Origin of the sequence: Arthrobacter sp. LjRoot14 (assembly GCF_964253905.1) — a bacterium.
Taxonomy (GTDB): domain Bacteria; phylum Actinomycetota; class Actinomycetes; order Actinomycetales; family Micrococcaceae; genus Arthrobacter.
Genome location: NZ_CAXURL020000001.1, coordinates 214770 through 236907 on the forward strand (window position 1 = coordinate 214770; position 22138 = coordinate 236907).

Consider the following 22138-nt stretch of genomic DNA (forward strand, 5'->3'; position numbering starts at 1 on the left):
CAAGCCGCGAGCCGGCGCGTGGCGGTGTCTAGAGGAACCGGTCCAGCAGGCTCGCCTCGGCCATCCGGCTCAGTCCTTCCCGAACCGTGCGGGCGCGCTGGTCGCCGATGCCGTCCACGGTCATGAGGTCATCGATGGTGGCCGCCATCAGGTACTGGAGGCCGCCGAAGTGGTCAACGAGCCTGTCCGCCACGGCCTTGGGCACCGCCTTCAGGCCGGAGAGGAGCCGGTATCCGCGCGGCTGCACCACGGCGTCGAGGGTCTCCACGCCGCCCGCGAAGCCGATAATGCCGGCAATCCTGCTCAGGTCGATCAGTTCGGTGGGGCCGAGGCCCAGCAGGGCACTGACGGCGCCCTCGATGTCCTCCGGCGACGCGTTGGGTCCGGCGTAATCGCGGATGATCACATCGCTGCCGGGTCCCCGGCCTACTGTGAGTTCATCCAGCTGCAGCGAAAGCAGCCGTCCGTCCTCGCCGAGCTCTAGGACGTACTGGGAGATTTCCTCTGAGATCCGGCGCACCATTTCCTGGCGCTGCAACGTCACCGCGACGTCCCGGACTGTCACCATGGCTTCGATTTCCAGCGCGGAAAGGGAGCTGGTGACCTGGTCCAGGCGGGAGCGGTAGCGTTCCAGGGTGGCCAGCGCCTGGTTGGCGCGGGCAAGGACCTTCTCTGAGCCTTCCAGGACGTGCCGCAGGCCGTTCACGTAGAGGGCGATGATCTGCATGGACTGGCTGACTGAGATCACCGGGACGCCGGTCTGGATGGCGACGCGCTCGGCCGTCCGGTGCCTGGTGCCGGATTCCTGGGTTTCGATGCTCGAATCCGGAACCAGTTGCACAGCGGCCCGGAGGATGTTGCCGGCGTCCTTGTCGCAGATGATGGCGCCGTCCATTTTGGCGAGTTCGCGAAGCCTGGTGGGGGAGAAGTCGATCCCGATATCGAATCCGCCGGAACAGATGGATTCAATGGTGCGGTCCGAGCCCAGAACGATCAATGCGCCGGTGCGCCCGCGGAGGATGCGTTCCAGGCCATCGCGCAGAGCGGTGCCTGGAGCCACTCTGCCCAGAGTCGCCTTAAGCGAATCTTCAGGGCTCCGAGCCATAGGTTTTCCCTTCAAAGGTGCAAGCCGCTGCCTGCAAGTATGCCGGTTTTACGATTCCGCCGACAGGATCAAAAGTACTCATTTCCCCACTGGCTCCATACTAGGGGTAAAGAAGCGCATTAACCGCACGGACAAGCCTCAAAGTGGCCCGTTTGGACTGCGCTGGCGATGCCCCGGAAGACCCCGGATGACGACGGTGGGAGGCGCCGGTTGGGGCGCCCACCGGCGGCTCCTGCCGCCCTGCGATAAACTGGAAACCTTGGCTGCACAGTTCACGCCTGCCGGCCCCCGCGTTAAAGTCGCGTTCGCCCCACGTTCGCATCCCTTACCAGCCCCCATGTCGCAGCGAAAGTAGCACCGTGTCTCAAGAAGTCCTTAGCCCCGCCCGAGTCCAGGAGATTCACAAGCAGGCGGCCCGGCGTCGGACTTTCGCGGTCATTTCCCACCCTGACGCCGGCAAGTCAACGCTCACTGAGGCGCTGGCCCTGCACGCGAAGGTGATCGGCACCGCCGGCGCGTCCAGCGGCAAGGCCAACCGCAAGGAAACGGTCTCGGACTGGATGCAGATGGAAAAGGACCGCGGCATCTCCATCAGTTCCGCAGCCCTGCAGTTCGCCTACCGGGACACCGTGATCAACCTCCTGGACACCCCCGGCCACGCCGACTTCTCCGAGGACACCTACCGCGTCCTGGCCGCCGTTGACTGCGCGGTCATGCTGGTTGACGCGGCCAAAGGCCTGGAAACGCAGACCATGAAGCTCTTCGAGGTCTGCAAGCAGCGCAACCTGCCCATCATCACGGTGATCAACAAGTGGGACCGCCCCGGCCTGGATGCGCTGGCCCTCATGGACGAAATCACCGAGCGTACGGGGCTCCAGCCCATGCCGCTGACCTGGGCCGTGGGTATCTCGGGCGACTTCCGCGGCGTGTGGGACCTCCGCAACGACCGCTTCGCCCGGTTCCAGCGCAACAATGCCGGCGCCAACATCGCCCTCACCGAGTACTTCACTCCCGAGGAAGCCGCCGTCAACCAGGGTGACGACTGGTCCAATGCCGTGGACGAAGCCGGGCTGGTCATCGAATCCAACCTGGAGTTCGACGTCGACGCCTTCCACGCAGGCAAGGCCACCCCCATCCTCTTCAGCTCCGCGGCCCTCAACTTCGGCGTCAAGGAAATCCTGGACGCCCTGGTGGATTTCGCGCCGCCGGCGGCGCCCCGTCCCGACGTCGACGGCGAACCCCGTGCGGTGGATGCGCCGTTCGCGGGCTTCGTCTTCAAGGTCCAGGCCGGCATGAACAAGGCCCACCGCGACCACGTCGCCTTCATCCGCGTTTGCTCCGGCGTGTTCGAGCGCGGCATGGTGGTCACCCAGACCCGCACCGGAAAGTCGTTCGCCACCAAGTACGCCCAGCAGGTGTTCGGCCGTGAGCGCGAGGTCATTGACGAAGCCTTCCCCGGCGACGTCGTCGGCCTGGTCAACGCCTCGTCCCTCCGGGTGGGGGACAGCCTGTTCCTGGACGAACCCGTGGAGTTCCCCGCGATCCCACTGTTCGCACCGGAGCACTTCCAGGTTGCACGCTCCAAGGACCCCAGCCGCTTCAAGCAGTTCCGCCGCGGCATCGAGCAGCTTGAGCACGAGGGCGTTATCCAGGTGCTCCGCTCCGACATCCGAGGCGACCAGGCGCCGGTGCTCGCCGCCGTCGGCCCCATGCAGTTCGAAGTGGTGGAGGACCGCATGGCGCATGACTTCAGCGCGCCGATGCGCCTGGAGCGGCTCCCGTACTCGATGGCAAGGATTTCGACGGCGGACGCCATGCCCGCGCTCGCCAACGTGCCGGGCGCCGAGGTGCTGCTGCGCTCCGACGGCGAATACCTGGCCCTCTTCAACGACATTTGGGCGCTGCGCCGAATCGAGAAGAACCACCCGGACCTGACCCTGGTGCCGATCGGCACACACAACCCCGCCAAATAGCGGGCCCTCCGTCAGTTCCGCGACCGTCGCCGGGCTATCATAAGCATACTTATCAAATAAACAGCTGAGAGGCCGATCATGGCTGCAAGCATGGAACCCGGCTACCTCCTCAGCGGCCGATACCGGATTGAGGCCCTGATTGGCCGCGGGAGCCAGTCCGGCGTCTACCGGGCCTTCGATGAACTCCTGCAGCGCGAAGTCGCGGTCAAACTCTTCCGCGACGACCCCGGGAACCTGGACCACACGCGCCGCCAGGGCGAGGAAGTCCGCATCCTGGCAGGAATGAGCCACCACGCGCTGGTCACCCTGCTGGACGCGGGAGCGGACCTCAGCGATCCCCGGCACCGCCGCACGTACCTGGTCATGGAACTGGTGCGCGGCCCGGACCTGCGCGCACGCGCGGCCCAGGGCCCCATCAACGCCGCGCATCTGGCGCTGATCGGCCACGACCTTGCGGACGGACTCGCGTACATCCACCACCACGGCATCGTCCACCGCGACGTCAAGCCCGCCAATATCCTCCTGGTGGACTACAACAACGATGACCGCCGGCCACGCGCCAAGCTGAGCGATTTCGGCGTGGCCATGATCCTCGGGGACGGGCAGCGCACCGGCCCCGGGGAAAGCTCCGGCACCCCGCAGTACCTCAGCCCGGAACAGGCCGCCAGCGAGCGGGTGGGGCCGCCCAGCGATGTGTACTCCCTGGGACTGGTCCTGCTCGAGGGACTGACCGGCGATCCCGTGTACCCCGGTGCGCCGATCGCCTCAGCCATGGCGCGGCTCCTGCGGGATCCGCACATCCCCGATGTCGTGGCACCCAAATGGGCTGCCCTGCTCAGTTCCATGCTGTCCCGTGAGCCTTCGGCCCGGCCAAGTGCCCGGGACGTTTCCCTTGCCCTCCGGCAGGAAGTCATCAGCGCCGCCGGGCGCCACCGGAGCATCAGTCCGGCTCCGTCCGGGGTGCCGGCGGAAGCACCGCCGTCGTACGATTCCGCCGCGAACGAAGAGGCGCGGATGCGCGCCGTCGAACGCTACCGGATCCTGGACACGCCCCCGGACGGCACGTTCGACCGGATCGTAGGCCTCGCGGCGCGGATGTTCTCCGTGCCCGTGGCCATCGTCAGCGTGGTGGACCACGACCGGATCTGGTTCAAAGCCCATCACGGGACCGAGGTGGGCGAGATCGGGCGGGACCCCGGGCTATGTGCTTCCGCCATCCTGCAGGACGAGGTCTGGGTGGTCCCGGACGCCGTCACGGACCCGCGCACCCTGGCGAACCCGCTCGTCGCGGGCGAGTTCGGACTGCAGTTCTATGCCGGAGTGCCGCTGCGCACCCCCGACGGCTACAACCTCGGGACGATCTGCATCCTGGACCGCCAGCCGCGGGAGTTCACTGCCGAGGATTCCCGCGCGCTGGAGGACCTGGCCGCCATCGTGATGAACGACCTCGAGCTGCGGCTGCAAAGCCGCGGCGCAATGGCGGCCGGCAGATGAGCGGCCGCCTAGCGCCGCCCCGCATGCAGGGCCAGTTCCAGCTCGAACCGGGCCCGCGGGTCTTCCAGCGCATCGCCGAAGAGTTCCCGCAGCTGGGCCGCCCGGTAACCCACTGTCTGCGGATGGATGCCGAGCTCGGCCGCCACCGGAGCCCGCTGGCCCCAGTGCCGCAGCCAGGAGAGGAGGGTCTCCGCGAGCCTTTCGCGCTGCGCCGGACGCAGGCCCTCCAGCGGCGCAAGCCTGCGCTCCGCCAGTTCCGCGATGGCCGAGGGCTCGGAGCCGAGCACGATCTGGGCCAGGTGGTCATCCGCCCAGATGGGCGGATCCTCGGGGTCTTCCCGCGGCGGCAGCACCGAGGCCGCCAGCACGGCGAGCCGCAGCGAATCGGGCACCTTCTCCCAGCTACCGGCCGGCCCCACGGAAGCGGACCTGCCCTTCAATACCTTCTCCAGCGACCCCCGGGCGGCCTCGGACTTCCGGGCCGGGACAAGCGCCACGGCATCCGTTTCGCGCTCAACCACCAGTGTTCCCGGCCCCAGCTGCAGCCGCAGCCCTGCGGACCGGTCCAGCGGAAGCGTGACCACCACCAGCCTCGCCGGCAGCGACCAGTCGGCCATGGAGGCCGCCTGCCGCAGGGCGGCCTCGTCCGCCTGGCCCATCAGGAGCAGCTCCAGCAGTTCGGTCCTGCGCCGGTCCACGGCCCCGGCACGCTCGGACTGTTCAAAGGCGTAGGCCTCGGCGCTCACGGCGGACAGTTCGTCGATGTACGCCAGGATCGATTCGCCCAGGTCCACCACGACGCTCTGGCCCAGGTCCTTTTCCATCGAGATGCGCGACATCTCCCGGAACGTCACGCGGGCACCCATGCGGTAGGCGCTCAGCAGTGCGTCCATGCTCCGGCCCTGGCGGAATTCGCCGCTGCCAAGACCCGCCACGAGCTGCCGGCTTTCCTCGGACAGGGCGGGGAGCCTGGTGCCGGGAAGCTGCAGGAACCGCTCCAGTGCCGCAGCCACCCCGCGCCGCAAACCGCGCCCGAAGCGGCCCTCAATAGGCCTGGCATAGGCAGGAACCAGTTGCGGGACGGCGTCGATGATGGCCTCCACAATGCCGGGCATCTTGGGGCGCAGCAGGTCGCTGACCTCCCGGGGCAGTGCGAGCCACGGCGGATCGTAGGCGGGGGCGGCGGGACTCTTCGAGGCCGGAGGGTTCATGAGAGACTTCCATAAGTTGTTTCGGGGGAACAGTTTAGAACGTTCGATCGTATGCCTTGGGAGAAGAAATATGCCTCGATCCAACATAAGGTTAATAACATGATCCGGCTCCGTAAGCTGGCGCGCGCCGCATCTGTACTGACCACCCCGCTAGCTCCAGAAGATATTCTGTCGCTCTTCAATCCTGTGTTCTCTGCCCGCCAGTTGCGCGGCATAGTCACCAGGGTGGTCGCCGAGACGGCCGATTCCGCCACCATTTTCTTCCGTCCAGGCCGCGGCTGGAAGGCCCACCAGGCCGGCCAGTGGGCCCGCATCGGCGTCGAACTCGACGGCGTGCGGCACTGGCGTTCCTATTCCCTGAGCGCCCCCGCCGGCCAGGATCCCGCCATCACCGTGACCGACGTAGGCGCCGTTTCCGGCGTCCTGGTCCGCAACACCCGCCCCGGTGACGTGCTGTTCCTTGCTCCGCCGCAGGGCGACTTCGTCCTCCCGGAGCATCCGCGGCCCCTGCTGATGCTCACCGCGGGGAGCGGCATCACCCCGGTCATGTCGATGATCCGCACGCTCGTCCCGCACCGCCCGGACTCCGACGTCGTGCTGATCCATTCAGCCCGGACCCCGGAAGACAGCATCTTCCGGGAAGAACTGTCGGAGCTTGCCGACCAGTTCCCCAACTTCAAGGTCACCCACTGGTTTACCGGCGAACGCGGCCGGGTGGACTTCTCCTCTGCCGCTGTGCTGGACGAACTCTGCCCGGACTGGCGCCACCGCGCAGCCTACGCGTGCGGCCCGGAAGGCTTCCTTGATGACGCCGAGGCGCTGTGGTCCGCAGAGGCCGCCGCTGCGGCGGAAGGTTCCGCGGCGGGCGGCGAATCCCACCAGCCGGAGGGGCCGTTTGCGGCCGACCCCATCAACCTCATCATCGAACGCTTCACCACCAGCCTGGCCGCCGGTGCAGGGCACGACGGCGGGCTGGTCACCTTTGAAGCCTCCGACCGCGAGGTGGAGGCGGACGGAAGCACGCCGCTGCTTGACGTCGGCGAAGACGCCGGCGTGCTGATGCCCAGCGGCTGCCGGATGGGCATCTGCCACAGCTGCCTCACCCCCCTGCGGGCAGGGCATGTCCGCGACCTCCGCACCGGCGAAGTCCACGGCGAGCCGGGCCAACTAATCCAGACGTGTGTATCGGCAGCCGCCGGACCCGTTAACCTCGACATTTGAGGAGCACCACCGCATGGCAATAGTTATCAACCACGAAGCCGAGACCACGGAAGACGCCGTTGTGCCCGCGAAGACGCGGCGAGGCGCGCTGGCCACATCCGGCAGCCCACTGGTCCGTCCGCCGGCCGCAGCACACCTCTCCGACGAGCAAGTGGCCGAGCTGGGCCGCGAACTTGATGCCATCAAGGACGACATTCTGGCGAAGCGCGGAGCCTCCGACGCCGCGTACATCCGCCGTATGATCAAGATCCAGCGCGGGCTGGAGATCTCCGGCCGCGCGACTCTCCTGGTGAGCCGGAACAAGGCTGCCTGGATCACCGGCACCACCCTGCTCAGCCTGGCCAAGATCCTGGAAAACATGGAGATCGGGCACAATGTGCTGCACGGCCAGTGGGACTGGATGCGGGACCCGGACATCCACTCCACCACTTGGGAGTGGGACTTTGTCACCCCGGCACGCGCCTGGCAGCACACCCACAATGACCTGCACCACCGCTGGACCAACGTGGTGGGCAAGGACAACGACGTCGGATACAACCTGCTGCGGATGGACCCCCAGCAGGAGTGGAAGCCGTTCAACCTCGGCAACCCGCTCTACAACGCCATCCTGGCCCCGGTTTTCGAGTGGGGCATCGCGATCTACGATCTTGAGCTCCAGGACTACAAGGAAGGCAACAAGTCCAAGGAAGCGCTGGTCAAGGACCTCAAGGCCCTCGGCGTCAAGGCCCTCAAGCAGTTCACCAAGGATTACGCCGCAACCCCGGCCGTCGCCATGCTGACCGGCTCCGGCAAGCAGGCGCTCTACGGCACGCTGACCGCCAATGCGGTGCGTAACGTCTGGGCCCACGCTGTGATCTTCTGCGGTCACTTCCCCGACGGGACCGACACTTTCACCGAGGAAATGGTGGAGGGGGAGACCCGCGGGGACTGGTACGTGCGTCAGATGATCGGCTCCGCCAACATCTCCGGTTCCAAGTTCATGCACCTCATGACCGGAAACCTTTCGCACCAGATCGAGCACCACCTCTTCCCGGATATTCCGTCCAACCGCTACGCAGAGGTGGCGCCCAAGGTGCAGGAGATCTGCAAGCGCTACGGCCTGCCGTACACCACTGGCCCGATCTGGAAGCAGGTCGGCTCCACGTGGGCCAAGGTCTTCAAGCTGGCGCTGCCGCCCAAAAAGGCCTAACCACCGGCTCCCCGTTTGAATGGAAGGGCGCCTGCTTTTGCGGCAGGCGCCCTTTGCCATGTCCGGCCCCGGAGAGTTTTTGTCCAGATAATGGGCCGAAAACGTCGGTTTGCACCCATTATCTGGACAAAAACTCGTCCCTCAGCAGGGAGGGGGAGGCGGCGGCGCTCATGTCCGTGACTTTTCCGCTGCTCCGAGAATGTGGGCTACCCGCGGATTGCCGGGGAGGGCGGAAAACCCGAAGCGCTCCACGGTCTGCAGCGTGAGGCCCGCTGCGGCGATCCCGGCGGCGGTGTCGCGGTTTGGGTGGCATCCGCCGGCCAGCCGGCTCCACAGCGGGGTGAACAGGTCCTCGGCAGCTGCCAGCACGCGGTGCGCGGAGCGGACATGTTCGTAGAACAGCAGGAGGCCGCCGGGCCGGAGAACCCGCAGCATTTCCGTCAGGACGGCGGTCTGGTCCGCCACGCTGCACAGGACCAGGCTGGAGACCACCACGTCCACGGATCCGTCCGCCGCGGGCAGAGATTCCGCTGTGCCGTCCTGGACCGTGATGGGAACCGGTGCCCGGTTTGCCTCCGCCAGCGCCAGCGCCCGGAGCGTCGGGTCCGGTTCGAGTGCCAGCACGCTGGTCACGGCGGAAGGGTAGAAGGGGAAGGTGGCACCGTAGCCCGCCCCGATTTCGACGACGGTGCCGTGCGCTGCTTCGACGAGTCGCCGCCGGTGGTCCGCTGCCCCGCGCGCGTCCATGCGCGGACCCACGCGGGCGAAGTATTGTCCGAACGATGATTTCCGTTGGTTGGCTTCAGGCATCGGTGGCTCCCTGGGTCAACGCGCCTGCGCCGGGTTGAGCTTCAGCCGGCGCAGCAGCTGCGCGTTGAGGGCCACCACGATGGTGGAGGCGGACATCAGCACGGCACCTGCGGCGGGGGACAGGACGATCCCTGCGAAGGCCAGCACACCGGCGGCCAGCGGCACCGCAATGATGTTGTAGCCCGTGGCCCAAACGAGGTTCTGCCACATCTTCCGGTAGCTCGCCCGGGAAAGGTCCACCATGGAGAGAACGGCCCGTGGATCGTTGCCGGCAAGGACTACGCCGGCGGACTCCACTGCCACATCGGTCCCGCCGCCGATCGCGATGCCCACTTCCGCCCGGGCCAGGGCGGGGGAGTCGTTGACGCCGTCGCCCACCATGGCCACCCGGAGTCCGCGGCCCTGGAGTTCGGCGACTTTCTTGTCCTTGTCTGCCGGAAGCACTTCAGCGAAGACCTCGTCGATCTTGAGGTCGGCGGCGACGGCGCGGGCCACCTGGCGGGCATCGCCAGTGATCATGGCCACCTTGATCCCGAGGTTCTGCAGGGCCGCGACAGCCTGGCGGGATTCCGGTCGCACGGCGTCCTCAAGGCTGACGGCGCCAAGGACCCTCCCGCCGTCATCCACTACATGGAGGACGGCGGCGCCCCGCTCCATCCAGGTTGCCGTGACGGCTGCGAGCGTCTCCGGCTCGTTTGCTCCCAGTTCGCGGAGCAGCGCGGGACCGCCCACGTACACAGTCCTGCCATCGATGCCGGCACGGACGCCGCGGCCGGTCATGGAGCTGAAGTCCGTGGCTTTGGGTACGGTGAGCCCGCGCCCGCGGGCGGCCGCGACGATTGCGCGGGCCACGGGGTGCTCGCTGTCCGATTCCACGGCGGCGGCCAGTGCCAGGAGCCCGTCCCGTTCCATCCCCTCAACTGCGGCCACGTCCTTGAGTTCGGGCTCGCCCTTGGTCAGGGTTCCAGTTTTGTCGAAAAGCACGACGTCGACGGTCCGCATGCGCTCCAGTGCCATCCGGTTCTTGATCAGCACGCCGGCCCGGGCTGCGCGTTCGGTGGAAATGGCGATCACCAGCGGGATGGCAAGCCCCAGCGCGTGGGGGCAGGCAATGACCAGCACCGTCACGGTGCGTGTCACGGCGTCGGAAATGCTGCCCAGCAGCGTCCAAGCGACGAACGTGATGACGCCGGCGCCAGCGGCGAAGTAGAAGAGGAACGCCGCTGCCCGGTCCGCGAGGGCTTGGGCCTTGGAGGACGACGCCTGAGCCTCGGCAACAAGCCGCTGGATTCCGGCCAGGGCCGTGTCCTCGCCGATGGCGGTGACCTGTACCCTGACAGAGTTGTCCGTCGCGATCGTTCCGGCCACCACCGGATCTCCCGGCGAACGCAGGACGGTCTTTGATTCGCCCGTGATCATGGATTCGTCGAACTCCGCCTGCCCGTCGCTGACGGTGCCGTCAGCCGGCATCCGCCCGCCCGAGCGAACCAGGATGAGATCGCCGGAGCGGAGTTCGGAAACTGCGACGGTTTCGGAGCCGGCGTCCGTGATGCGTTCCGCCTCGTCGGGAAGCAGTGCCGCCAGCGCATCCAGCGCCCCCTGGGCCGAGCCGAGCGCCCGCATCTCGATCCAATGGCCCAGCAGCATGATGGCGACGAGAAGCGCCAGCTCCCACCAGAAGTCCAGATCGAATCCGCCGATCCCCAGGCTGGTGGCCCAGGATGCAGCGAAGGCCACTGTGATGGCCATGCCGATCAGAAGCATCATGCCGGGTTTCCGGGACTTGAGCTCGTTGAGCCCGCCGCGGAGGAACGGCTGGCCTCCGTACAGGTAGATCACGGTGCCCAGGAGCGGCGGGATCCAGAGGGAACCGGGGAAGGACGGCGGCATGTAGCCCAGGAGGTGCCCGAACATCGGGCTGAAGAAGACCACAGGCACGGCCAAGGCAAGCGTCAGCCAGAACCTGTTCTTGAACATCGCCACGCTGTGGCCGGCATGCTGGCCCTGGCTGTGGACCATGTGTTCGTCGTCAACGGGCCCGTGGCCTGCCGGATGCGTACCCTGCCCAGGCATCTGATGGGTGCCGTGCTCCGGATGCCCGGAGTGGCCGGCGTGCGGACGGCCCTGATCTGATTGCCGAGTGTGCAGTTGGCCTGCACCGTGGCGGGGTTCCATGGTGTGCTCCTTTGAGACTTTCACCCGTAGTGGTCGCGGCTTAACGTCAACATACCCCCAGGGGGTATATATGGCAAGGGTTTCCCGCTAGCGGACTTCGATCACGCCCATCATGCCGAGGTCCTCATGGTCCAGGATGTGGCAGTGGTAGACGGCCCGGCCGGCGAAGTCCTTGAAAGCCACGCGGACCTTCACCCGGCCCTGAGCCGGAACATTGACTACGTCCCGCCACTCCGGCGGATCCAGTACGCGACCGCCCTCCTCAATGACCTGCATCGGCCAGACGTGCAGGTGGAACGGGTGGTCCATGGGGCTGGGGTTGGTCAGGGTCCATTCCTCCACGCTCCCTGCCGCCACCGTGGTGTCCGTCCTCGCTGCGCTGAACTCCCGGCCGTTGATGGTGAAGCCCATCATGGCCCCGCCCATTCCCATGCCTGCGCCAGAAGAAAGCGTGAGCTGCCGGTGCGCTGCCACGGCGGCCGTCCGCAGGTCGTCCGGGTCCCTGCCTGCCGGCAAGGGCGGCAGCGGCGACAGGGGTGCTGGAGAGGCGGCGGTGCTTCCGGCCACGCGCAACGTCGCCAGCGCCGCGCCGGCCGCGTCCGGTTGGCCCGTCCGCCGGGGACCGGGTCCTTGGCCCATCATGCCGGCCATGCTGCCGCGGTCGTAGTACGCGGCCCGCAGGATGGAGTTTCCGGCCGCCGTGGTGACCAGCACGTCTGCCCGGTTACCCGGGGCCAGCAGGAGTTCCTCCACCGGCGACGGCGTGCGGAACCGGCCCGAGTCCATCCCCAGCAATTGGAGCTGCTGGCCGTCAAGCCGCAGCGCGAGATAGCGGGCCACGCAGGCGTTGATGAGGCGCCACCGCTCCCGCTGACCCGGCATGGCGGTGAACTCGGGGTTGCTCTGGCCATTGACCAGGATGAGTTCGCCTTCCCTGCCCAGCATCCGCTCCATCTGGGAAACGCGGACAACGTTCCCGCCGCCGTCCAGTGTGGTGTCGGAAATGACCAGGACGCGTTCGGTGCTGACCGGGACAGGATCCGGGTCCTCCACGATGATCGCGCCAAAGAGGCCTGCGAAGATCTGGTCGGCCACCATGCCGTGGTGGTGCGGGTGGTACCAGTACACACCCGGAGGGTGGTCAGCCGGGAGCCGGTACTCATAGTCATGGACGGCGCCGGGATTCACCACCACGAACACGTTGTCCCCGGAGCCCTCGGGGGAGACGTGCAGCCCGTGGACATGCAGGTTGGTTGGCTGGTCCAGGCTGTTGGCCAGACGGACGTTGAGTACATCACCCGGCAGCAAGCGAAGAGTGGGACCCGGAATTCCGCCGTTATAGCCCAGCGCCTGGGCCTGCCGTCCGGCGAGCGGAAACTGGCCTGCCCCGGCTTCGAGCCGGACCTCCAGCCGCCCGCCGGTGCTGCGCAGCTCGGACGGCTGGGACAGGTCGGCTCCGGTGACCGGGGCCGACCGGGATGAGGACCGGGAATCCAGCGTCCACCACAGCCCCGCTCCGCCAGCCACCGTTCCGGCCGCGCCGAGTCCGCCCAGGAGCAGCGCGCTGCGCCGGCTTATGGGACGGCTGGCGGGACGGCTGCCAACCAATGGCTCGCGGCCGGGTTTCGGGCCGGGCGGGCTGGCGGCGTGTTGCGGACCTGGTTGCGGACCCGCGGGAGGCCTGCTGGCGGGAGGCACTAGTGCTCCTCGCCGAGTATCCTGGCCTGTTCGCGGTACTCGTCAGCGGTCAGTTCCCCTTTCGCGAACCGTTCGTCGAGGATCTGCCGTGCCCGGCTGCGTCCTTGTCCGGGACCACCGGCCCCAGGCCACGGACCGCCCGGACCCGGAGGCCCTTGCGGGTTGAACCCGCCTCCCGTGAACCCGCCGCGGCCGCCACCGGAGAACAACCGCACGGCAACAAGCACCAGCAGCGCCACGCCCACCAGCATCAGCACTCCCCACAGCCACATCCAGCCCATGTCCGGACCGTAACCCCACATCATGGCTGCTCCCTTCGCGGCCTCTACTTCCTACGACAACAGTGCTCCCGGTTCCCGGACTTCACTAGGGTCCTAAGTCGCTTGTGGAGGACTGTCCGCAGGGCGGAGCCTGTAACCATAGCCGCGCCCCTGCCCGGGGCCACCTAGGCCGAGGAGCAGGCCATGCCGCCAGCCGCGTACCCCTCCCGCTTCGCGGGGCAAACCGTGATCGTGACCGGAGCGGGCTCCGGGATCGGACTGGCCACCGCCACCCGCCTGGCACATGAGGGCGCGAGGGTCATCGCCACGGACGTTCTGGAGCAGCGGCTGGTGGACCTTGCCGCCGGACTGCGCGAGTTCGACGTCGTCACGGTCACCGGAGACGTGGCCGAGGCGGAGACCACCGCCGCGATTGTGGCTGCCGCCGACGGCCGGGTGGACGGGCTGGCCAACGTCGCAGGGATAATGGACGCCTTCCTGCCGCCGGCCGAGGTGGACGATGCCACCTGGGACAGGGTGTTCAGCGTCAACCTGACAGGCCCCATGCGCCTCACCCGGGCGGTCCTGCCGCTGATGCTGGCGGCCGGAACGGGCACCATCGTGAACGTTGCGTCCGAGGCGTCGCTGCGGGCGTCCGCTTCCGGCGTGGCCTACACGTCGTCCAAGCACGCGCTGGTGGGCTTCACCAAGAGCGTGGCGTTCTTTTATGGACCCCAGGGGATCCGGGCGAACGCGGTGGCACCGGGGGCTGTTGCCACCAACATCGAGGCGCCCTGGAAGTCGGACTTCGCGGCAGGGCGGATCGGCCCCATCCTGCAGGCCACCGTAGGTTCGGTGGCGCAGCCCGCCCAGCTCGCCGCAGCCATAACCTGGCTGCTCAGCGAGGACTCGGCCAACGTCAACGGAGCGATTCTGCCCAGCGACGGGGGCTGGTCCACCATCTGACGCTCAGCTGATGAGCAGGCTCAGGGCTTCGGCCAGATGCCCCACTTCCCGAACGGAGAAACCGGCGGGAACCGGTCCGGGGCCGTTGGGGCTTGCCGGGACCACGGCGTGGGTAAAGCCCAGCCGGTGGGCTTCCTGGATGCGCTGGTTGATGCCCGGAACGGGACGGACTTCACCGGCCAGTCCCACCTCGCCAAAGGCAATCAGCCGGATGGGCAGCGGCTTTTTTGCCTTGGCCGAAGCCACGGCCAGCGCCACGGCAAGGTCGGTTGCCGGCTCGCTGAGCTTCACGCCGCCCACCGTTGCCACATAGGAATCATCCTTGTGCAGCAGGCAGCCGGCGCGCTGCTGGAGCACGGCAAGCAGCATGGCCACCCGGGAGCTGTCCAGGCCGCTGGTGGCACGGCGGGGCTGCGAACTGGCGCTCTCGGCCAGGAGCGACTGCACCTCCGCCAGCAGCGGCCGGCGGCCTTCCACAGTCACGGTGATGCACGTGCCGGACACTGGCTCCTTGGTCCGGGAGACGAACAGGCCGCTGGGATCGGCAAGGCCTACGATGCCGTCCTCATTGAGGTCGAAGCAGCCGACGTCGTCCGTGGGTCCGTACCGGTTTTTCACGGCCCGCAGCAGCCGGAGCCGCGAGTGGCGCTCGCCCTCGAACTGGCAGACCACGTCCACCAGGTGCTCCAGGAGGCGGGGCCCGGCGATGGAGCCGTCCTTGGTCACGTGCCCCACCAGGAGCGTGGTCATGTTGCGGCGCTTGGCCGCGGCGATCAGGGAGGCGGCCACCTCGCGCACCTGGGAGACGCCGCCGGCGCTGCCCTCGACGTCGGCACTGCTGAGGGTCTGGACGGAGTCCACCACCAGCAGCCGCGGTTCCAGCTTCTCCACTTGCCCGAGCGCCTGGCCAAGATCCGTTTCGGCCGAAAGGTAGAGGGACTCTGCAACAGCGTCGATCCGGTCCGCCCGCAGTTTGACCTGCGCAGCGGATTCCTCACCCGTGATGTAGAGGACATCCTGCGCCGTGCGGGCGAACTTGGCGGCAACATCCAGGAGCAGCGTGGACTTGCCCACCCCGGGCTCGCCGGCCAGCAGGATCACGGCGCCCGGAACCAGCCCGCCGCCGAGCACGCGGTCCAGTTCATCCACGCCCGTGGGGAGGAACGCCGCGGTGGTGGCATCGACGTCGGCGATCCGGCGGGCGGGCTCCACAACGGTGGTGGCCGCCGTCGTGCGCGCAACGGCGGCGCCGGTTTCCTCCACGGTGCCCCATGCCTGGCACTCGCCACAGCGCCCCACCCATTTGACGGTGGTCCAGCCGCATTCGGCGCATTTGTAGGCCGGGGCTTTGGATGCCCGGGAAGTCTTGGTTGCCATTGCTCCACACTATCCGGGGGCAGTGACATCCCGGCGCCAGCTCGTCGGGGTCCCGGCTTCGACGAGTTCAACCAGCGGGATCCTGCTACTACAGCGGCGGGAGAATGTCCCTGGCCTCCCGGGAGTCCATTCCGCTGGCTTCGAGCAGGTCCACCATCAGCGGGCGGAACAGCATGACCACCGTTTCGCCCTCGAGGCGCTGGACTTCCAGCAGCTTCGGGTGCAGGCGCAGTGCGATCCCGCTCAGGTCCTGCCGGGCCGTCCGGAGATGGGCCCGCCGAGCGCCGTCGTGCGTTTCGGCAAGGCCCAGGGACAGCTCGTCGATGGCGGCGGCGGTTTCCTGCAGCACCTCGGCGATGTTTTCGGTGGCTTCGTCGGACAACGCGGCATGGTTGATGGCACTGGTCAGCCTGCGCGCAAAAACGCGGCTGTTACGGAGCGCCAGGTCGATGAAGTCCAGCGACTGCTCGAGCCGGTCCAGCTCATCGCGGTGCCTGCGGTACGCCGGTGCGAGCGTGGCCACCTCACCGGAAGCGCGCAGGGTATGGCGCATTGCGTCCACCAGGGGCTGGCAGTTCCGGCCGCGGATCAGGGCATGCCATGCCTGGGTGGAGTCGCTCTTGATGAGGGCCTGCGCGCATTCGCGCAGCACTTCGGCGAGCTCGTGCAGCAGTTTCCGGACGTCCTTGCGCGGTTCCCGCCGGGGATCCTTGGGGATGAGGATGGTGACCAGCAGCGCGAACAGTCCGCCCACTATCGCATCGATGCTGCGGGTGAACGGGCCTCCGGCGGGCGCCGGCAGCAGCACCACCAGGAGCGATTGCAGCCCTAGTTGGGTGGTGAAGATGTTGCCGCTGTCCAGGAAACGCGCCAGCAGGATGGAGGTGAGGAGCACGACGGCGGCCACCCAGATGTCGCCGCCCAGCCAGTGCAGGAGCAGGTCGCCCACCGCAATGCCGATGGTGCAGCCAAGGCCCACCTCAACCACCCGGCGCAGCCGGGGCTCCCGCGAGAAGCCCAAGGCGATCAGCGACGACGTTGCCGCGAACAGGGGACCCGAATGCCCCAGTACGTACTCGGCGAAGGCATAAGCCCCCACGGCGCAGCCGGTCATCTGGACGGCGGGGATCAGCGAGTTGCGGCTCCGGACCAGGCCGGTACGGATGCGGCCGCGCAGGAAACGCCCGCTTGCTGAAAGTCCTGCTGGGATGGCCATGCGTTCCAGTCTATTCACTGGCGTTGCACTACGACCGGAGATGTGATGTGCGCAATGGTGACGCTGCACATGTAAGCCGATGTCCCGCCGTCGTTAACCCTCCGTTCACTTTGGTCCCCACATCCCGTTACCTGCGGCCCCTAACTTCAATGAAGGTACAAAAAGTACGCAACTTCTTATGTTCGGACGTCTCCGGTCCGCTACGCATCAGAAATCCCTGGAAGGGGTACATCAGTGAAGGCACTCCGCTTCGGCCGCCACGCGGCTATCGCTGTCATCGCAGCCGGCGCACTCGCGCTCACCGCCTGCGGTTCCGACAACGCCACGGGCACCGGCCAGTCCGGCGCCCCGTCCGCCACGGGGGCGAACGTCACCGGCACGCTGACCGGCATCGGTTCCTCCGCCCAGGGCGCGGCCATGGACGTATGGAAGACCAACTTCGCGTCCGCCAACCAGGGCGCCTCCGTGCAGTACTCCCCGGATGGCTCCGGCGCTGGACGCAAGGCCATCATCGACGGTTCGGCCCAGTTCGCCGGTTCCGACGCCTACCTCAAGGACGAGGAGCTCGCCAGCTCCAAGGAAAAGTGCGGCCCCGAGGGTGCCATCAACATTCCGGTGTACATCTCCCCGATCGCCATCGCCTTCAACATTCCGGATGTCAAGGAACTGAAGCTGGACGCCGCCACCGTGGCCAAGATCTTCCGCGGCGAAATCGCCAACTGGAACGATCCCGCCATCGCGGCAATGAACCCGGACGCCAAGCTGCCGGACCTCAAGGTCACGCCGGTCAACCGTTCCGATGACTCCGGCACCACCAGCAACTTCACCGACTACCTGGCCGCCGCAGCTCCGGAGGTCTGGACCGACAAGGCTGCCGGCGTCTGGCCCGCATCCCTGAAGGGCGAGAACGCCAAGGGCACCTCCGGCGTGGTCAAGACCGTCACCGACACCCCGGGCGCCGTAACCTACGCCGATGACTCGGCCGTCAGCGGCAAGCTTGGCATCGCCCAGGTCAAGGTCGGCGATACCTTCACCAAGATCTCCGCCGAGGCTGCGGCCAAGGCCGTGGACGCCGGCAAGCCGGTGGAAGGCCGTTCCGCCAACGACCTTTCCATCAAGCTGGACCGCAAGACCACCATCGAAGGCGCCTACCCGGTTGTCCTGGTCTCCTTCCACGTGGTGTGCTCCACCTACGACAAGAAGGAAACCGTTGACCTGGTCAAGGCCTTCGAAAACTACGTAGTGTCCGATGCCGGCCAGCAGGCCGCCGCTGACGCCGCGAAGTCCGCTCCCCTCTCCAAGTCCCTCCAGGAGAAGGCTGCCAAGGCCATCGAATCCATCAAGGTCAAGTCCTAGGGGATTCACTGCACAGCAAGGCATAGTGGAAACACGAGCCTGAGCCAGGTTCCCTGTCCCGTGCGGGTCGGTCACAGACCGTCGCGCGGGGCAGGGAACCTAGGTGTTTGTCCGAAGTACAGCCAGTTTCACCGCTGCTTGCCGGCTCAGCCCGGACCAGGCAGTCGGTTCTATTCGAACCCAGAGGATCGTTTGTGACCACCACCTCCCTGACACAGTCCCGGGGCGCAGGCCGCGCCGGAGACAAGGTCTTTTCCGGAGCCGCCCTGGCCGCAGGATGCCTGATCCTTGCCGTGCTCTTCGGCGTGGCCCTGTTCCTGGTAGTCCAGGCGATCCCGGCCCTCGTGGCTTCGCCGGACAAGATCCAAGGCGGCGAAGGCTTCTTCGCCTACATCTGGCCGATCGTCATCGGCACTGTTATCGCGGCCGTCATTGCCCTGGTCATCGCCACCCCCGTGGCCATCGGTGTTGCGCTCTTCATCTCGCACTTCGCCCCGCGCGGCCTCGCTTCCGGCCTGGGCTACGTGATCGACCTCCTGGCCGCCATTCCGTCGGTGGTCTACGGCGCCTGGGGCGCCGCGTTCCTGGCCAAGGAGATTTCCCCGGCCTACGACTGGCTGGCCAACAACATGGGCTGGCTGCCCATCTTCCAGGGCCCCGCGTCCGCCACCGGCAAGACCATCCTCACCGCCGGCATCGTGCTGGCCGTGATGGTCCTTCCCATCATCACCTCGTTGAGCCGCGAAATCTTCCTGCAGACCCCCAAGCTGCACGAGGAAGCCGCCCTGGCCCTGGGTGCCACCCGCTGGGAAATGATCAAAATGGCCGTTCTTCCGTTTGGCCGCCCGGGCATCGTCAGCGCCGTGATGCTGGGCCTGGGCCGGGCACTCGGCGAAACCATGGCCGTAGCACTGGTGCTCTCCTCCGGCGCCCTCACCGCCAGCCTGATCCAGTCCGGCAACCAGACCATCGCCGCCGAAATCGCCCTGAACTTCCCGGAGGCCAGCGGCTTGAAGGTGAGCACGCTGATCGCGGCAGGCCTGGTCCTGTTCGTCATCACGCTCGGCGTCAACATGATTGCCCGCTGGATCATCAGCCGGCACAAAGAATTCTCGGGAGCCAACTAAATGACCTCCACCCTCACCCCGGTCCGCAAGCGCTCCGCGCTCACCAAGGGCCAGCTGCCCAAGTTCGCGCCGTACGTTGTACTGGCCCTTGCCCTGGTGGTCGGCGCCGCCATCCTGGCCGTGATCGGCTTCAACGCGTTCGGTTGGGGCATCGTCTCGGCCATCTTGTTCACGGCCGGCCTGGTGGGCTGGAGCGCCGCCGTCGAAGGAGCACGCAGGGCCAAGGACAAGCTGGCCACCTGCCTGGTGGTCGGTTCCTTCCTGGTGGCCCTGCTGCCGCTGATCTCAGTGATCTGGACCGTCCTGGTCAACGGGCTCCCCGGCCTCTTGGATCCGGGCTTCCTCACCACCTCCATGAACGGTGTCACCGGGGCCTTCGACAACAAGAGCACGGAGGAGGGCGCGCCCGTCGTGGGCGGCATCTACCACGCGCTCCTGGGCACCATCCAGATCACCCTGCTGGCCACGGTTATCTCGGTTCCGGTGGGCCTGCTGACCGCGGTCTACCTTGTGGAGTACGGCGAGGACCGCCCGCTGGCCCGCGCCATCACGTTCTTCGTGGACGTCATGACGGGCATCCCCTCGATCGTCGCCGGCCTCTTCGCCGCCGCGTTCTTCTTCGCCGTGGTGGGTCCCGGCACCAAAACGGGGGCTGTGGCCGCCGTCGCGCTTTCCGTCCTGATGATCCCGGTGGTGGTGCGTTCCAGCGAGGAAATGCTGAAGATCGTCCCCAACGAACTCCGCGAAGCTGCGTACGCCCTGGGCGTCCGCAAATGGCGCACCATCCTCAAGGTGGTCATTCCGACGGCGATCTCCGGCATCGCGTCCGGCGTCACCCTGGCGATTGCCCGCGTGATCGGCGAAACCGCCCCGATCCTGGTGACCGCAGGCTTCGCCACCAACATCAACACCAACGTGTTCAGCGGCTGGATGGCCTCCCTGCCCACGTTCATCTACACCCAGATCCTGAACCCCACCTCGCCGTCCAACCCGGATCCGTCCTCGCAGCGGGCATGGGGTGCCGCGCTGGTGCTCATCATCCTGGTCATGCTGCTGAACCTCGGCGCACGGCTCATCGCCAGGATCTTCGCACCCAAGACCGGCCGCTAGCTCCGCCGGTAAAATTCAATTCGTATCCAGCAAGTGAAGGAATACCATGTCTAAGCGCATCGACGTCAAGGATTTGAACGTCTACTACGGCAAGTTCCTGGCCGTTGAGGACGTCAACATCAACATCGAAGCCAAGTCCGTCACGGCATTCATCGGCCCGTCCGGCTGTGGCAAGTCCACGTTCCTGCGGACGCTGAACCGCATGCACGAAGTGATTCCGGGCGCCCGGGTTGAAGGCGAAGTGCTGCTGGACGGTGACAACCTCTACGGACCCGGCGTGGACCCCGTGACCGTCCGCTCGCAGATCGGCATGGTGTTCCAGCGGCCCAACCCGTTCCCCACCATGTCCATCCGGGACAACGTCCTGGCCGGGGTGAAGCTGAACAACCAGAAGATCTCCAAGGGCGAGGCCGACGCCCTCGTGGAGCGCTCCCTGCAGGGCGCCAACCTGTGGAACGAGGTGAAGGACCGCCTGGCCAAGCCGGGGTCCGGTCTTTCCGGCGGCCAGCAGCAGCGCCTGTGCATTGCGCGTGCCATTGCCGTGGAACCGCAGGTCATCCTGATGGACGAGCCCTGCTCCGCGCTTGATCCCATTTCCACGCTGGCCATTGAGGACCTCATCAACGACCTCAAGGACCAGTACACGGTGGTCATCGTTACGCACAACATGCAGCAGGCCGCGCGCGTCTCGGACCGGACCGCGTTCTTCAACATCGCCGGAACCGGCAAGCCGGGCAAGTTGATCGAAGTGGGAGACACCCACACCATCTTCAGCAACCCCACCCAGAAGGCCACGGAGGATTACGTCTCCGGCCGCTTCGGATAAGCGACACCTAGAGGTTTGTGAGGGGCGAGAGCGAGAGCTCCAGCACGAAGGCGGCAGCCGCCGTCAGCGCGGGCGTGAGTACCCAGAACGCCAGGATCCGGAGCACCAGCCTGCGGTTGGTTACCGGGAAGCCCTGGTTGCTGCCGGCACCCAGCACGGCCGCCGTCACCGTGTGCGTGGTGGAAATGGGCCACTGCAGCCCGATGGCGCCGAGCAGCAGGATGACCGAGCTGTAGAGCTGGGCCACGAAGCCCCGAAGCGGATCGATCCGGGTGAGCTTGTAGCCGATGGTGTAGGAAATGCGCCAGCCTCCGGCCAGCGTTCCGGCCGCCAGCATCGCCGCGGTAAGCAGCGGCACCCAGCCGGGGATGCCGGCGCCGTCGGACAGGCCGGCGGCGAGGAGCGCCAGGAGCAACACGGCGCTGGTCCGCTGTCCGTCCTGGAGGCCGTGGCCGAAGGCCACCGCCCCGGCGGCGATGGCCTGGGTCCTGCGGGAGCGGCTGTTCACTACGCTGGGCGGGGTGTAGCGCGCCGCCCAGGTGGCCGGCCACACCAGCAGGTACGCGCCCACAAATGCGATGACAGGGGACAGCAGGAGGGGCAGCACCACCTGGAAAAGCAGGGAATTGTTCACTCCGCCCACCGCGTTGCCGCCCACCAGCACGCTGGCCAGGCCCGCGCCGGCCAGCCCGCCCACCAGTGCGTGGGTGGACGAGGAGGGAATGCCGCGCCACCAGGTGTAAATGCCCCAGGCTACGGCGCTGAGCAGGCCGGCCGCGAGGATGGTCAGACCGTTTTCACCCGGAGGCAGCGAGATCCAGGTTCTGCTCACCTGCAGCGCCAGGAGCCCGCTCAGCCCGGCTCCGACGAAGTTGAAGAGGGCGGCCAGCAGGACGGCCACCGTGGGGGTCAGGGCCCGGGTACGCACGGCCAGGGCCACGGACGTTGACGCATCCCTGAATCCGTTCAGGAAGGCGAACGCGGCGGCAAACAGCACCACCACCACGAAGAAGAACAGGGTCAC

The 22138-nt window shown here is 67.2% G+C and carries 18 protein-coding genes; 9 read left to right on the top strand and 9 right to left on the bottom strand.

Going from position 1 to position 22138, the window contains the following annotated elements:
- Window positions 1-28: 28 nt before the first annotated feature.
- The gene (disA, locus tag ACSQ12_RS01080; RefSeq protein WP_209741643.1) at window positions 29-1105 is read right to left on the bottom strand and encodes a DNA integrity scanning diadenylate cyclase DisA; all 1077 of its coding nucleotides are present in this window, start codon (window positions 1103-1105) and stop codon (window positions 29-31) included.
- Window positions 1106-1464: 359 nt separating this feature from the next.
- Here disA and ACSQ12_RS01085 point away from each other — a divergent pair, with 359 nt between their 5' ends.
- A complete protein-coding gene (locus ACSQ12_RS01085; protein WP_436063987.1) occupies window positions 1465-3078 on the top strand; it encodes a peptide chain release factor 3 in 1614 nt (537 codons plus the stop codon).
- A 78-nt stretch (window positions 3079-3156) separates the two neighbouring features.
- Window positions 3157-4572 carry a GAF domain-containing serine/threonine-protein kinase gene (locus ACSQ12_RS01090; RefSeq protein ID WP_436063988.1) on the top strand — a complete coding sequence of 472 codons (1416 nt, stop codon included), beginning with the start codon at window positions 3157-3159 and terminating at the stop codon, window positions 4570-4572.
- An 8-nt stretch (window positions 4573-4580) separates the two neighbouring features.
- Here ACSQ12_RS01090 and ACSQ12_RS01095 read toward each other — a convergent pair whose 3' ends face one another.
- Window positions 4581-5783, bottom strand: a complete 1203-nt coding sequence (locus tag ACSQ12_RS01095; RefSeq protein ID WP_436063989.1) for a PucR family transcriptional regulator — start codon at window positions 5781-5783, stop codon at window positions 4581-4583.
- A 99-nt stretch (window positions 5784-5882) separates the two neighbouring features.
- Here ACSQ12_RS01095 and ACSQ12_RS01100 point away from each other — a divergent pair, with 99 nt between their 5' ends.
- A complete protein-coding gene (locus ACSQ12_RS01100; protein WP_209741639.1) occupies window positions 5883-7004 on the top strand; it encodes a ferredoxin reductase in 1122 nt (373 codons plus the stop codon).
- Between the two features lie 13 nt (window positions 7005-7017).
- Window positions 7018-8193 (top strand): fatty acid desaturase family protein, encoded by a 1176-nt coding sequence (locus ACSQ12_RS01105; RefSeq protein ID WP_209741638.1) that lies wholly within the window; start codon window positions 7018-7020, stop codon window positions 8191-8193.
- Between the two features lie 168 nt (window positions 8194-8361).
- Here the strand turns inward: ACSQ12_RS01105 and ACSQ12_RS01110 are convergent, their stop codons facing one another.
- From ACSQ12_RS01110 to ACSQ12_RS01125, 4 genes are all read right to left on the bottom strand, one after another.
- Complete coding sequence (locus ACSQ12_RS01110; protein ID WP_436063990.1) at window positions 8362-9003, bottom strand: class I SAM-dependent methyltransferase; 642 nt, start codon at window positions 9001-9003, stop codon at window positions 8362-8364.
- Window positions 9004-9018: 15 nt separating this feature from the next.
- Window positions 9019-11178, bottom strand: coding sequence for a heavy metal translocating P-type ATPase (locus ACSQ12_RS01115; protein ID WP_436063991.1), 2160 nt, complete (start codon window positions 11176-11178; stop codon window positions 9019-9021).
- Window positions 11179-11265: 87 nt separating this feature from the next.
- Entirely contained in the window at window positions 11266-12756 is a 1491-nt protein-coding gene (locus ACSQ12_RS01120) for a multicopper oxidase family protein (RefSeq protein ID WP_436066902.1), read from the bottom strand.
- A gap of 119 nt (window positions 12757-12875) precedes the next feature.
- Window positions 12876-13181, bottom strand: a complete 306-nt coding sequence (locus ACSQ12_RS01125; protein WP_436063992.1) for an SHOCT domain-containing protein — start codon at window positions 13179-13181, stop codon at window positions 12876-12878.
- A gap of 159 nt (window positions 13182-13340) precedes the next feature.
- Between ACSQ12_RS01125 and ACSQ12_RS01130 the strand changes: the two genes are divergently transcribed.
- Window positions 13341-14102, top strand: a complete 762-nt coding sequence (locus tag ACSQ12_RS01130; RefSeq protein ID WP_436063993.1) for an SDR family NAD(P)-dependent oxidoreductase — start codon at window positions 13341-13343, stop codon at window positions 14100-14102.
- A 3-nt stretch (window positions 14103-14105) separates the two neighbouring features.
- On the opposite strand, the gene radA is transcribed toward ACSQ12_RS01130, so the two are convergent.
- The gene (gene radA, locus ACSQ12_RS01135; protein ID WP_436063994.1) at window positions 14106-15479 is read right to left on the bottom strand and encodes a DNA repair protein RadA; all 1374 of its coding nucleotides are present in this window, start codon (window positions 15477-15479) and stop codon (window positions 14106-14108) included.
- A gap of 88 nt (window positions 15480-15567) precedes the next feature.
- Window positions 15568-16695, bottom strand: a complete 1128-nt coding sequence (locus ACSQ12_RS01140) for an FUSC family protein (protein ID WP_209741632.1) — start codon at window positions 16693-16695, stop codon at window positions 15568-15570.
- Between the two features lie 234 nt (window positions 16696-16929).
- Between ACSQ12_RS01140 and pstS the strand changes: the two genes are divergently transcribed.
- From pstS to pstB, 4 genes are all read left to right on the top strand, one after another.
- Window positions 16930-18051, top strand: a complete 1122-nt coding sequence (pstS, locus tag ACSQ12_RS01145) for a phosphate ABC transporter substrate-binding protein PstS (RefSeq protein ID WP_209741631.1) — start codon at window positions 16930-16932, stop codon at window positions 18049-18051.
- A gap of 194 nt (window positions 18052-18245) precedes the next feature.
- On the top strand, window positions 18246-19178 hold the full coding sequence (gene pstC / locus ACSQ12_RS01150) for a phosphate ABC transporter permease subunit PstC (RefSeq protein ID WP_209741630.1): 933 nt from the start codon (window positions 18246-18248) through the stop codon (window positions 19176-19178).
- The gene (gene pstA, locus ACSQ12_RS01155) at window positions 19179-20288 is read left to right on the top strand and encodes a phosphate ABC transporter permease PstA (protein ID WP_436063995.1); all 1110 of its coding nucleotides are present in this window, start codon (window positions 19179-19181) and stop codon (window positions 20286-20288) included.
- Window positions 20289-20334: 46 nt separating this feature from the next.
- Complete coding sequence (pstB, locus tag ACSQ12_RS01160) at window positions 20335-21114, top strand: phosphate ABC transporter ATP-binding protein PstB (protein ID WP_011690076.1); 780 nt, start codon at window positions 20335-20337, stop codon at window positions 21112-21114.
- Window positions 21115-21121: 7 nt separating this feature from the next.
- On the opposite strand, the gene ACSQ12_RS01165 is transcribed toward pstB, so the two are convergent.
- Complete coding sequence (locus ACSQ12_RS01165) at window positions 21122-22138, bottom strand: anion permease (protein ID WP_436063996.1); 1017 nt, start codon at window positions 22136-22138, stop codon at window positions 21122-21124.